Annotated in this window: 12 protein-coding genes; 5 read left to right on the top strand and 7 right to left on the bottom strand. The window is 61.0% G+C overall.

Going from position 1 to position 12829, the window contains the following annotated elements:
* Position 1: 1 nt before the first annotated feature.
* From ACQZ5K_RS20515 to ACQZ5K_RS20525, 3 genes are all read right to left on the bottom strand, one after another.
* The gene (locus ACQZ5K_RS20515) at positions 2-946 is read right to left on the bottom strand and encodes an ABC transporter permease (protein ID WP_448741251.1); all 945 of its coding nucleotides are present in this window, start codon (positions 944-946) and stop codon (positions 2-4) included.
* Positions 943-2436, bottom strand: a complete 1494-nt coding sequence (locus ACQZ5K_RS20520) for a sugar ABC transporter ATP-binding protein (RefSeq protein ID WP_448741252.1) — start codon at positions 2434-2436, stop codon at positions 943-945. Before ACQZ5K_RS20520 ends, ACQZ5K_RS20515 begins: the two co-directional genes overlap by 4 nt.
* Positions 2437-2539: 103 nt before the next feature.
* Positions 2540-3562 carry a substrate-binding domain-containing protein gene (locus tag ACQZ5K_RS20525; protein ID WP_448741253.1) on the bottom strand — a complete coding sequence of 341 codons (1023 nt, stop codon included), beginning with the start codon at positions 3560-3562 and terminating at the stop codon, positions 2540-2542.
* 304 nt (positions 3563-3866) lie between these two features.
* Here ACQZ5K_RS20525 and ACQZ5K_RS20530 point away from each other — a divergent pair, with 304 nt between their 5' ends.
* Together ACQZ5K_RS20530 and ACQZ5K_RS20535 are read left to right on the top strand one after the other, a co-directional pair.
* A complete protein-coding gene (locus ACQZ5K_RS20530; protein ID WP_448741254.1) occupies positions 3867-4262 on the top strand; it encodes a (R)-mandelonitrile lyase in 396 nt (131 codons plus the stop codon).
* 157 nt (positions 4263-4419) lie between these two features.
* On the top strand, positions 4420-5379 hold the full coding sequence (locus ACQZ5K_RS20535) for a LysR family transcriptional regulator (protein WP_196379653.1): 960 nt from the start codon (positions 4420-4422) through the stop codon (positions 5377-5379).
* Between the two features lie 149 nt (positions 5380-5528).
* On the opposite strand, the gene ACQZ5K_RS20540 is transcribed toward ACQZ5K_RS20535, so the two are convergent.
* Positions 5529-6779, bottom strand: a complete 1251-nt coding sequence (locus tag ACQZ5K_RS20540) for a Zn-dependent hydrolase (protein WP_448741255.1) — start codon at positions 6777-6779, stop codon at positions 5529-5531.
* 547 nt (positions 6780-7326) lie between these two features.
* Between ACQZ5K_RS20540 and ACQZ5K_RS20545 the strand changes: the two genes are divergently transcribed.
* Together ACQZ5K_RS20545 and ACQZ5K_RS20550 are read left to right on the top strand one after the other, a co-directional pair.
* On the top strand, positions 7327-8643 hold the full coding sequence (locus ACQZ5K_RS20545; protein WP_233283611.1) for an MFS transporter: 1317 nt from the start codon (positions 7327-7329) through the stop codon (positions 8641-8643).
* A gap of 61 nt (positions 8644-8704) precedes the next feature.
* Positions 8705-9343: an RraA family protein gene (locus tag ACQZ5K_RS20550; RefSeq protein WP_448741256.1), complete on the top strand. Its 639-nt coding sequence runs from the start codon at positions 8705-8707 to the stop codon at positions 9341-9343.
* An 88-nt stretch (positions 9344-9431) separates the two neighbouring features.
* Here ACQZ5K_RS20550 and ACQZ5K_RS20555 read toward each other — a convergent pair whose 3' ends face one another.
* The 3 genes from ACQZ5K_RS20555 to ACQZ5K_RS20565 all read right to left on the bottom strand — a co-directional run bounded on the left by ACQZ5K_RS20555 (position 9432) and on the right by ACQZ5K_RS20565 (position 11814).
* Complete coding sequence (locus tag ACQZ5K_RS20555) at positions 9432-9836, bottom strand: RidA family protein (RefSeq protein WP_448741257.1); 405 nt, start codon at positions 9834-9836, stop codon at positions 9432-9434.
* The gene (lhpI, locus tag ACQZ5K_RS20560) at positions 9833-10795 is read right to left on the bottom strand and encodes a bifunctional Delta(1)-pyrroline-2-carboxylate/Delta(1)-piperideine-2-carboxylate reductase (RefSeq protein WP_448741258.1); all 963 of its coding nucleotides are present in this window, start codon (positions 10793-10795) and stop codon (positions 9833-9835) included. Before lhpI ends, ACQZ5K_RS20555 begins: the two co-directional genes overlap by 4 nt.
* Before the next feature lie 119 nt (positions 10796-10914).
* Complete coding sequence (locus ACQZ5K_RS20565) at positions 10915-11814, bottom strand: LysR family transcriptional regulator (protein ID WP_448741259.1); 900 nt, start codon at positions 11812-11814, stop codon at positions 10915-10917.
* 136 nt (positions 11815-11950) lie between these two features.
* Between ACQZ5K_RS20565 and ACQZ5K_RS20570 the strand changes: the two genes are divergently transcribed.
* Positions 11951-12724 (top strand): SDR family oxidoreductase, encoded by a 774-nt coding sequence (locus ACQZ5K_RS20570; protein ID WP_020811096.1) that lies wholly within the window; start codon positions 11951-11953, stop codon positions 12722-12724.
* The last annotated feature ends 105 nt before the right edge of the window (positions 12725-12829 follow it).

Below are 12829 nucleotides of genomic sequence, written 5' to 3' on the forward strand. Positions count from 1 at the left end.
ATCAACGCCTCGTCACCAGAACACCGCCGGCCAGCGCCGTCAGCACGATCAAACCCTGCACCAGTGTCTGGTACTCGAAGGGCAGGCCCGCAAAGAAAATCACATTGCCGATCATGCCGAGCACCAGCGCGCCGGCGATAGACCCGGTCGAGCTGCCGAAACCGCCGGAAAGTGCGGTACCGCCCAAAACCACGGCCGAGATGGAAGACAGCGCCAGACTTGCACCCAGCAGCGGGTCGCCCGAGGCCGTCTCACCCGTCAGGCAGAGCGCCGCCAGCGCCGAAAACAGGCCGGAGATCATATATGCGCCGATGCGGATGCCCGAAAGGCGCAGGCCCGTCTGGAAGGCCCCGGTGCGATTGCCGCCAACGGCCAACAGGTGCGTATGAAACGGAATACGCGACACGATCAGCGTGAAGGCGATGCCCCCAATCAGCACCCAAAGCACGAAGGGCAAGCCAATGAAGCTGCCGGAATAGGTCTGCCAATAGTCTTCCGGCACCGGAAGACCCGCCTGCGGCAGCACCCAGATCGCCAGACCGGCAAAGATGATACCGGTCGCGAAGGTCGTGACAATCGGCTGGAAACGCAGGCCGGAAATGAAGAGGCCATTGACCAGCCCACAGAGCAGCCCGACAGCTGCGCCCGCCGCCATGCCGGCAAAGACGGCGCCCGTCGTACCACCCAGCGCCGCGATGACGCTGACGGTGACGACATTGGCAAGCGCCACGATGCTGCCGACCGACAGATCGATATCTCCCGCCAGAATGACATAGGTCTGGCCGATGGCGACCAGGATCAGCGGCAGAAACGTCGTCAGGTTCGATTGCAGCACGGAAGGCTGAACGAAGGAAGGCTGCAGAAACGTGTTCACGGCGATGAGAAGCGCCAGTACGACGAGGGTGATGACCCATGGCTGCCTGCGCAGAAAACCGGAGGCGCTCATGCAGCATCTCCATAGGCGGCGCGGGTCATGTTTACGGATGTCATGTCGGCTCCGGTCAGTTCCGCAGAAATGCGTCCACCGTTGAACACAAGAATGCGGTCGGCATATTCGAGGATTTCCGCATCCTCCGAGGAATAAAGAAGGATGGTCGCGCCAGCATCGGCCTGCTGCCGCATCAGGGCGAAGAGATCCACTTTCGCGCCAAGATCGATGCCTTTGGTCGGATCGTCGAGCAGCAGCAGTTTCGGTGCGGTGGCGAGCCAGCGGGAGATGAAGATTTTCTGCTGGTTACCGCCCGAAAGCGTGCCTATCGGCATATCGAGGCCGGCAAACTTCGTCTTCATGTCATCCGCGACCTTCTGCACGCGCGGCTTCAGCGTCGCGGGACGGACCAACCGCATCTTTTCGCGCACCATCAGCGCCGCGACGAGATTTTCGAAGATCGACCGGCCCTGAAGGGAAGCGTCACGGCCACGGTCGCCAGAGACATAGGCAAAGCCGCTATGAACCGCCTGCGAGGGCTTGCCGATGGTGATTTCACGGCCCTCAAACCGGATTTGGCCGGTAGCAAATGGGCTGGCACCGAAAAGACCCTTCAGCAAGGCCGACTGGCCCTGACCCTGCAAGCCGGCCAGACCGACGATTTCGCCCGGATAGGCTTCGAGAGTGACACCGCGAACGCCCTCACCCGCCACATCCGTCAGCTTCAGGCTCGGCGCAGCAGCCGAACGCCCGTTCTGACGGGCAGGAGCGGCCCGAACATCGCCGACCATGTCATGCACGACGGCTTCGCGGGTGGTTGCCGCCGTATCGAGTTCGGAAATCGTCGCACCGTTGCGCATGACGGTGATGCGGTCGCAGACGGCGAAAACCTCGTCGAGACGATGGGAAATCATGATGGTGGAGACACCGTCGGCCTTCTTGGCCCGGAGAATCTCGAAAAAGCGCTGGGACTGGCGGCCATCGAGCGCCGCCGTCGCCTCGTCCATGATCATCAGGCTAGCATTCTGGGCGAAGACCTTGAGGATTTCGACCAGCTGGCGCTGATCCGGCGGCAGATTGCCAACGATTGCGTCCGGCTCTAGCCCCTCGCCCGCCACGCCGTCAAACAGCGCGATTAGTTTCGCCGCTTCGGCTTTCAGGACTTTGCCGTCAACAAAAATGCCACGTTTCGGCTCGCGGCCGAGAAAGATGTTATCGGCGACGGAAAGCTGCGGAATGAGGCTCAGCTCCTGATAAAACAGGGCGATGCCGGCATTTTCCGCGTCACGCGGGCTTTTGAAGCGCACTTCCGCGCCGTTGAACCGGATCGTGCCGCTGGTTGGCGCGACCGCGCCCGCAACGATCTTGCAAAGCGTGCTCTTGCCGCAACCATTGGCGCCCAGCAGCGCGTGAATTTCACCGCGACCGACGGTCAGCCTGCCGGCGGAAAGCGCGCGCACGGCGCCAAAATTCTTCGTTATGCCGGCCGCTTCCAAAGCGTTCGCCATCGCAAGTCCCCGAATAATGCTTGTCACAGGCGGATGGCCAAGGCCCGGTCCGCACTCGAAATTCTGGTTCGGGCCGGCGCTGGCCGCCGACCCGAAACGGCTCTTACTTGAAGAACTCGCCGGCCTGTTCCGGCGTCACGGTTGCCGTGACGGACCAGTAGCCAGGCTTACCATCGGCGGCCTTGATATTCTCGGCAAGGTTGTCGTTGCTGACGAAGGGGATCGGAATATAGATGGCGTTACCATAAGTGCCGCCGAAAATGCCGTCCTTGAATTCCTTGCCCTGCAGCTTCAGGACAGCGACGTTGAGCGCGCTGGCCATGACACCGGGAGGATTGACCGAAGCGCCGGAATTGAACTTTTCCTTTTCCCAGCGGGTCATGAAGTCCTTGCGGATTTCACCGGTCGCGGCAATGTCCTTGGTCTTGCCGGCGGCTTCAATGGCGCGCCATGCGCCGTCCGCCATGCCGTCCTGAACCCAGACGCCGCTGATATCGGGATAGGTGGCAAGCAGGTTCTGCATGGCCTGCTGGCCCTGCGCCTGATCCCAGCTCGCATTGGCTTCGTTCAGCACCTTGATGTCAGGATATTTCTTGAACACTTCGCGGTAACCGGCGACGCGGGCTTCGTTTGCCGGGTTGCCGGCGATGCCGTTGATGGCGACGACGCTTCCCTTGCCCTTCAGCGCATCCGCAAGCCACTGCGCGGACTGTGCCGCCCATGCCTTCTGATCGATGCCGACATAGAGCGCATCCTTCGAGGACACTTCGGCGTCGGTTGCGATGACGAGAATGTTACGCGCCTTGGCCTGCGCGAAGATCGGATCGAAGGCCGTCGGGCTGCCGGGGTTGATAAGGATTGCATCGACGCCCTGGTTCATGAAATTGCGGATATGGCCGATCTGCCCCTGCACATCGACATTACCGCTCTGAACGACAACCTCAACCTTGACGCCCTTTTCGCCCCACGCTTTCGCGGCAGCCTGAGCCTCTTCGATCATCTGCGTGCGCCATTCGCTGCCGACGAAAGAATTGGAAAGACCGATCTTGAAGCTCTGCTCCTGGGCATGCGCCGACGTGCCCGCCGCCAGCACCAAAGCGGCAGCAGCCATCAAATGTCTAAACATGAAATTTGCTCCTCCAAGCACGGTTTTTGACTAATGAAACCGTTTACATCGGCGAATGTAACCGTTTTCATAAACGAGTCAATCCCGAGAATGATTTTTATCCAAGGGCGTGGAACGGCGACGGATGAGCAGTTGCGACCTGCGGAAAAGGCTTGAAAAATCGAGACATGGGCCGGGACCGGCGCGGCACGGAGCTTCTGAAAATGTCCTTGTCCGGCAGATCATGCCGGTTTTCATTTCACTGTGGACAATGGCAGGATTCCCGCTTCAAATCCCCTCGAGTCAGCAATCGGGAGAAAAACCAATGGAAATATTGCGCGCAGGAACACGAGCATCGGCGAAAGGCCCCGAGGCATGGTTCACGGGGCAGGTGCGCATCGATCCCCTCTTCAACCCCTTTGATGCCGAGCGGGTTCAGGGCGCTCAGGTCACCTTCGAACCCGGCGCCCGCACCGCCTGGCACACCCATCCCCTCGGCCAGACCCTGATTGTGGTTTCCGGCCTCGGACGGGCGCAGCGCGAAGGCGGCCCGGTGGAGGAAATCCGTCCCGGCGATACCGTCTGGTTCGCACCGGGAGAAAGGCACTGGCACGGGGCAGCACCGAATGTCGCCATGACCCATATTGCACTTCAGGAGGTCAAGGATGGCAAGGTGGTGGACTGGATGGAACAGGTGACGGATGACCAATATGGCGGCTGACGCGGCCGCGCCGACGTGGTGGGCCGCTTTCCGCAGGCCCGCCGGAGAATAAAATCGCGTCCCCGGCCAAAAGCGCCACTCTTTGCAGCCGGTGGACGTTTTTCGCCGGCAAAAATAGCTATAAGATGCAACCGCAATTCATTCGAGGAACGCATCGTTGTCACGTTATGCCCCCCGCATCCAGCATCTGAACTGGAACCTGCTGCGGACCTTTCTGGTCATTGTCGAGGAAGGCAGCATCACGCGGGCGGCCAACCGGCTTTTCGTGCGCCAGCCCTCGGTAACCGCCGCGCTGCAAAAGCTTGAGGAAACGCTGGGGTGTCAGTTGATCCAGCGCGACAGCCGCCGTTTCGTGCTGACGGTTCAGGGCGAAATGCTTCGTCAGGAATGTGCCGAAATTTTCCTGCGGGTCGAGCGCATCGGCGAAAAACTCTCGACCGAGGCGGACGATCTGACGGGTCAGGTGCGTGTCCTCATCGTCACCAATCTCGTGCTGCCGCAGCTCGATCAAGCGCTGCGCCAGTTGCGGCGGCGTCATCCATCCGTCACCATCCGCATCGATGTCGCCAATACGCAGGATATCGTTCGCGCCATCGGCCAGAAACAGGCCCCATTCGGCATTTGCCTGCTGCCGAAACCGCTTGCCGGAATGGACTGCAAATTCCTGCTCAGGGAAACATTCGGCATTTATTGCGGTGCTTCCCATCCCTTTTACGGCCGTGGCGACATCACCATGGAGGAATTGCGGCAGGAAGCCTTCGTGGCCTTTACCTGCAGCCAGGAAGGCGGCGCGCTGGAACCGATGATCGCCCTTCGCGACGGCGTGGGGCTTGGCAAATGGACCGTCGGCTCCAGCCCGCATATGGAAGAGGTTCGGCGAATGATCATCGCCGGCATCGGCGTGGGTATTCTGCCGCTGGATGCGGCGCGCGGCTTTGAGGAAGACGAGCTTTGGCATATCCCGCTGCTTCAGGATTCGCTCGGAGCCGACGCCTACTTCCTCCGCAACCCCGATATGGACCTCGGCGGCGCCGAGCGGGCATTTCTTACGATTTTCGAAAACGAGCTTTTCGATGCGCAGGCGGCGGCGGCCCTTGTGGAAACAGAGGGCGAATAGGAAAACGGCGAAAAGCGATCCCGCTTTTCACCGTTCCATTTAAAGCATTTTCCAGCCAAAGCGGACCCCGGCACTGCCGGCCGGGAATACGCTAAAACAGAGTGTTGGGGCCTTTTCGCGCTTCGCAGAAAAGCGAAAGCGCCCCAGCTTCAGTCGGCGCGGTTCGCGCGCTCCAGAACGGCCTGAACCAGCACGTTAACGCCGGGCTCGATGTCGGCAATCGTGACGTTTTCCGCCTCGTTATGGGAAAGACCGCCCTCGCACGGGGTGAAGATCATCGCCGTCGGCAGATATTCGGCGACATGCATGGCGTCATGCCCGGCCTCGGTAAGGAGGTCCATCGAGGAATAACCGAAAGCATCGGTGGCATTGCGGATGAGTTCGATGCAGCCGGCGTCGAAATGCATGCCGCCATAGGCCCAGCCTTCCTTGACGACGATCTTGCAGCGCGACCGCTCTTCCAGCTCGGGAAGTCTCGCCTTGAAGGCTTCGAACATGGTGCTGACAACGGCGTCGTCGGGGTGGCGCATGTCGCAGGTCATTTCAACGAAATTCGGCAGCGCACCGAGGAGATTAGGTTCCGCCCTGATGCGCATCGTCGTGGACTTACCGCCGGTCTCGTGATTGGCCCAGCCGATCTCATTGATCGCCAGCGTCACCTCAGCGGCACCCACCAGCGCATTCTTGCGCGCCGGCATCGGCGTCGGGCCGACATGGCCGGTCTCGCCGTGCACTTCCACCACGAAACCGCGCACGCCGAAAGCGCCGGTAACGATTCCGAGTTGCTTGGCCGCTGCCTCCAATCGCGGCCCCTGTTCGATATGCAGTTCGAACAGACTGTCGAAAGCCTCCGCCGAAATCGCGTCTTTACCCTTGAAGCCGATGCGCTCCAACTCGCCGCCAAGCGTAAAGCCATCGCGATCCCTGCGGGAATAGGCGAATTCCGTCGCCTTGGCGCCGGTAAAAACCGCCGAGCCGATCATCGGCGGCTCAAAACGCGCGCCCTCCTCATTGGTCCAGTTCACAAGGGTGATCGGCCGGCGTGTGGCAACCGCATGGTCGTTCAGCGTGCGAACGAGTTCCAGCCCGGCCAGCACACCAAGAATACCGTCGAAGCGGCCGCCATGAACCTGCGTGTCGAGGTGGCTGCCAACCAGCACGGGCTTCGCATCCGCATCGGTTCCCGCCCGTTCGGCGAAGATATTGCCGACGCCGTCGATCCTGGCCGTCAGGCCCGCCTCCTCGCACCAGTGAATGAACTGGTGACGCATCGCCGCATCCTCGTCGGAAAGTGCCAGCCGCTTCAGGCCGCCCTTTTCGGTCGCGCCGATTTCGGCGGAACGCATCAGCGTCGCCCAAAGGCGTGACATGTCCGGCCGGATATTGCTCAATCTCTTCATTTCGGTCCCCTGTTATGGTCTCGCGGCAGCAATGCCCCGGCGTAGCCGGCAGCCCGCAGACGACCTCTTTTCACTCCGTGGAATGACAAAGGGGATAAGACCAAACCGGAAAATTCAAAAATAGATAGATTCGATACTTAGAATAAGAGTGGCGGTCCTTGCGGCCGAAAAAGAAATTTCGGCCGGTCAAAAGACAGGCAGGGACTGCGCAGCCGAGCGGCAAAGAAAAACAGCGCCTGCGATATTTCCCTGATTTTATTATCTATTTCAAAATTCATAGACGGCGCCGAGATGCCCGAGAATGCCCAGGATTTGGTCTATAGCGCGGCCCTATGGAAGAAATCTGCATTATCTATTTGTCGGGAGCCTCCCGCTTTCCCATCATTGCGCAAAACAGGGGAACATCGCAGCATGTCGGACTGACGGAGAGAACCGAAAACGGTTGCTCCGCCGGAAATGGCTATCGTCATCTCATGCCTTCGGCGTGAGGCCGCTCCGCTTCGTCGTTTCCCCGTTTTCCTTCACAGCAACATAAAGGGGAATGTTCATGCAAGGGGAAACCGCACTCGTGGGCTCGGTCGAGAAACAGCCGGTTGGCGTTCGGCGGATCGCCGTCGCAAGCGTCATCGGCACCACCGTCGAATGGTACGATCTTTTCGTCTTCGCCACCGCTTCGGCACTGGTCTTCAACAAGGTCTTCTTTCCGAGTTTCGATGCCCTCGTCGGCACGCTTCTGGCCTTCGGCACCTTCGCCTCGGCCTATCTCGCCCGCATCGTCGGGGCAGCGCTTTTCGGCCATTTCGGTGACAGGATCGGCCGCAAGTCGATGCTGCTCGTCTCGCTGGTCATGATGGGTGTCGCGACCTTCGCCATCGGCCTTCTGCCGAATTACGAACAGATCGGCGTCTGGGCGCCCATCCTGCTTCTGGCGCTGCGCGTCGTGCAGGGTCTCGCGCTCGGCGGCGAATGGGGCGGCGCGGTGCTGATGGCGGTGGAACATGCGCCGCAGAACCGGCGCGGCCTTTATGGCTCCTGGGTGCAGATCGGCGTTCCGGCCGGCACATTGATCGCCAACCTCGCTTTCCTTGCCATCGGTTTCACCATGGCGCCCGAGGACCTGATTTCCTGGGGCTGGCGCATTCCGTTCCTCGTCAGCATTCTTCTGGTCGCTGTCGGCGCCTATGTTCGGCTCAACACCGCCGAAACGCCGTCCTTCGCCAAGGTGAAGACGGAAGAGGCGACCGTGCGCGTGCCCTTCTTCGAACTGCTTTCCAAATCCTGGAAAACGGTCCTTCTCGGCGGCATCGCCACCATGTCCACCGGATCGTCCTTCAACCTCATCGTCGCCTTCGGTTTGAGCTATGGCACGCAGGCGCTCAACATCTCCCGCAACGAGATGCTGGTGATCGTACTGATTTCCTGCATGGCGTGTATTTTCCTTTTGCCGCTCTTCGGCCTGCTTTCCGACAAGGTCGGCCGCCGACCGGTCATTCTCGGCGGCATTCTGGCCGAAGCGCTCGTCGCTTTCCCGATGTTCTGGCTGATGGATACCGCTACCTTTGCCGGCGCACTTGCGGGCTACCTGCTGATGATGACGGCCTTTGCCGCCAATTACGGCCCAATCGCCACCTTCCTCGCCGAACTTTTCGGCACCAAGGTCCGCTATTCCGGCCTGTCCATCGCCTATATGCTCTCAGGGGTTCTGGGCAGCGCGCTTACTCCCGTCATCACCACCTGGCTGCTTTCCGCCACCGGCAGCGGCGCATCCGTCGCCTGGTACATGATCGGCTCCGCCCTGCTCTCGGCCGTCGCCCTGCTGGCGCTGACCGAGACCGTGAAACGCGATCTGGCCAAGACCAACTGATCCATATTGCCATATCACAGACGCCGGCCTCCGCGCCGGCGTCTTTCTTTTGGAGACACCCATGGAAAGTCCCGACACAATCAACCAGGCGCTCGAACTGCTCCGGAGCGTCGAGACAGCAACAATCGGCCATTTCAGATCGGATGGATTCATGGATCCGGCGATGCAATGCGTGATCGACGGCGTTCGCATCGCCGGTCGCGCATTGACCGTCAGCCTGCCGGGAGACGACGGGACGGCGCTTCCGCATGCCCTTTCCCGCGCCATGCCCGGCGATATCCTCGTCATCGCGCGACTGAGCGACGACCGGCACGCCTGCTGGGGTGCGGTCATGACCGCCGCAGCACTCGCGCGCGGTGTCACCGCCGTCATCCTCGATGGTTATGTCACCGATATCGGCTCGATCCGCAGCGCCGGCCTGCCGGTCTGGTGCCGGGGACGCTCGCCCATCACCACCAAGCTCGGAGGCCGGGGAAATGTCGAGGGGCCGGTCGTCTGCGGCGGGGTCAGGGTTCAGAACGGCGATATCGTGCTGGCCGACGAAAACGGCGTCTGCATTTTGCCACCCGAGGAAGCATTGGCAACGGCACGGCAGGCTCTCGCCATTCAGGAAAAGGAGCCCGGCATCGTCGCAAGGATCGAAAAGGGGGAAGATATCGTGGCGGTTTATGGACTTTCACCGCTGGAGCAGTCCACGTAAAACCGGCCCGTAATCTTGCGCCCCTGGAAATGCCTGTGGGCGCGTCAGCCGATCCGGCCGACGCGCCCTTTTTCATGCCCGCCTGCCCTCAGAGAACAGCAAGGCACTCGATTTCGATATCGAAAGGCAAGGACCAAGGTTTGATGGTTGCCGAAGTGCGCGCCGGAAAACCGGCTGCGAAATATTCGCGGTATATGTCGTTCACTGTGCCCATCAGCGCTGCATCGGTGACATAGATGGTGGTCTTGATCACATCTTCGAAGGTGGCGCCCGCTGCGGCCAGTGTCACCCGCAGGGCTTCCAGCGAGGCCCGGGTCTGGGCGGCGATATCGCCCCTGACGATGTCGCCCGTCTCAAGATCGACGGGCGGCATGCCGCAGGTGGCGACGATGTTGCCGGAGCGGACAAGCGCCGAGGTCGGCGCACCCAGCAGGCGGATCGCCTCTGAAACCACCGGCACTTCAAGGATTTCGCGTTTGGCCATGTCTGTCATCCTTTTCCGTTCAGCGTCGCAGCTTCATAAACCAGGGTGGCCGCCGCAAGATCGGCGAGCGCGGTTCCGACAGCCTTATAGAGCGTGATCTCATCATCGCTACTGCGCACAAACCGGTTTGCCCTGCAAAGTCCGGCAAGCGTCGACCTGACGCTCTCCTCCGAAAACAGGCCCGCTTCGATCGGCTGAACGAGATCGCCCGCTTCGTGCAGCGCTTCCTCCGTATCGATAAAGACCGAGGCGCGGCCTATGGCTTCGTCATCCGCCTCGCGCATGCCGGGCGTGAAGCCGCCGATGAGATCGACATGCGTGCCGGGGCGCAGCCACGCGCCACGGATGAGCGGGGTGGTGGCGAGCGTCGCGGCGCTGACGATATCGGCCTCGGCAACCGCCCTTTCCAGATCATCGACCACCGTGGCCGCAAGCCCCGACGCCTCGATGCTTTGCGCCAGCCGCTCGGCATTGCCACGATCGATATCCCAGACAGCCACCTGCTCGAGCGGTCTGATGGCCCGATAGGCGCCGGGGATGAGGCTCGCGACGCGGCCGGCGCCCAGCACCAAAAGCCGGCTGGCATCCTTGCGCGCAAGATAATCCGCTGCAAGCGCCGACGCCGCAACGGTCCGGCGGCCGGTGATGACATTACCGTCCAGCGTGGCCAGCTGAATGCCTGTCTGCGCATCGTAAAGCATATAGGTCGAGGTCAATCCCGGCAGGTTTCTGCCAGCATTTCCGGGAAAGACGGTGACGATCTTGATCCCCAGATAACGTGTGGACTGCCGTGCGCCGTGCCAGGCCGGCATCAATAGCAGTGTCGCGGCGGCTTCATTTGGCACATCGATCGTGTGGTGGTGCCGCACTGGCATCTCGCAGCCTTCCGCAAAGGCGGCGGCAAGAGCCTTGATCAGCCCGTCAAACGGTAAAAGCCCGGCTGTTTCCTGTGAATTGATCGTGAGCATATGCGCCTCCCTTCAGATTTCTGGCGGAGGTCAAAATGGCGCAAGCGGCTGCACTTTATAACGCCGAATCTCGCTATGATAAAAATAGGCTGGAGCATCGCCACAACAGGCATGTTGGGCTACAGAAGCCGTCGCCGCAGCAGCGCCTCCAGCCATTCCGCAAAGACCTGCAGCCGCCGCGACAGATGCTGTCGGTGCGCATAAAGCAACGTCATCGGCATCGGCTCAGCCCGATGGGCCGGCATGACCTCGATGAGTTCGCCGCTCTCCAGATGCGGCCTGACGTCGTAAGCCGGTATCTGGATCAAGCCGAGACCGGCAAGACAACAGGCGATGTAGGCTTCGGCATTGTTGACGGTGACGCGGCCGCGCATGGAAAGCGAATGCAGCGTCTCGCCTTCGATCCATTCCCAGTTTTCCACCCGCCCGCTGGAGGGCGACGCGTAATTGACCGCCCAATGGCGGGAAAGATCGTGGGGCGTTTTCGGCGTTCCATGACGCGCCAGATAGGAGGGGCTTGCGACATTGATCAACAGCAGCTTGCCTATCGGCCGCGCGATCAGACCGGAATCGCTGAGCGGTCCGACGCGCAGCACGCAATCGATATTGTCTTCCACCAGATCGACGGCGCGGTCGGTAACGCCGAGGCCTATGTCGATCTGCGGATAAAGGTCGAGAAATTCCGGCAGCGCCGGTGCGATGACCAGCCGTCCGATCCGGCCCGGAACATCGATCCGCAACCGGCCCGAAGGCTGCGCCGCCGTCTGCCGGAAGAGATTTTCCGCATCTTCGACATCGGCGATCAGCCGCTGGCAGCGCTCGTAAAAGGCCGAACCATCCTCGGTTGGCGAGACCTTGCGCGTCGTGCGGTTCAGCAACCGCGCACCGACACGCCCTTCCAGTTCCTGCACCGCCGCCGAAACCGAAGAGCGCGGTATGCCGAGCGTATCGGCGGCCCGCGTGAAACTCGCGCAGTCAACGACGCGTGTGAAGATGCGGAACAGGTCGACACGGTCCAACCGAAAACACCCTATTGTGCGGCTTTTCTGACAAGTTATGTCAGAATAAGCGCCTTTATCACGCAAAGCTAGACGATATCCTGCTGCAACGAAAGCGGCCGCCAGTTGGCCGAGCACGGCAAAAGGAGGCCGACCCATGACAGACCATTCCCTCAAGGGCAAAACCGTCATCATCGCCGGCGGCGCGAAAAATCTCGGTGGATTGATTGCCCGCGATTTTGCCGGCCAGGGCGCCCGCGCCATCGCCATCCATTATAACAGCGCCGCAACCAGGGCCGACGCCGAGGCAACAGTGGCCGCCGTGAAGGCGGCCGGCGCTGAGGCCGTCGCCCTTCAGGCCGATCTCACCACGGCAGGCGCGGTCGAAAAGCTGTTTGCCGATACAGTCGCCGCCATCGGCCGCCCGGATATCGCCATCAATACCGTCGGCAAGGTGCTGAAAAAGCCGATCCTCGACACGTCGGAAGCCGAATATGACGAAATGACTGCCGTTAACGCCAAGTCGGCCTTCTTTTTTCTCCAGCAGGCCGGACGCCACGTCAGCGATAACGGCAAGATCTGCACCCTCGTGACATCGCTTCTGGGCGCCTTCACCCCGTTTTACGCCAGCTATGCCGGCACCAAGGCCCCGGTGGAACATTTCACCCGTGCGGCCGCCAAGGAGTTTGGTGAACGCGGCATCTCGGTGACGGCAATCGGCCCCGGACCGATGGATACGCCATTCTTCTACGGTCAGGAAACGCCGGAGGCGCAGGCCTATCACAAAAGCGCCGCCGCTCTTTCCGGCTTCTCGAAAACCGGTCTCACCGATATCGAGGACATCGTTCCCTATATCCGCTTCCTCGTCACGGATGGCTGGTGGATGACCGGCCAGACCATTCTGGTCAATGGCGGTTACACCACGAAATAGTCGCTGCCGGATGACACAGCGGCTCAGGCCACCGGCTCCTTCCGGGGCACAAAACCGCGATGCCAAAAATATCGAACGCCATATGGCCTGAATTATATATGCCGG

The organism is Agrobacterium sp. 22-226-1, from assembly GCF_053522345.1.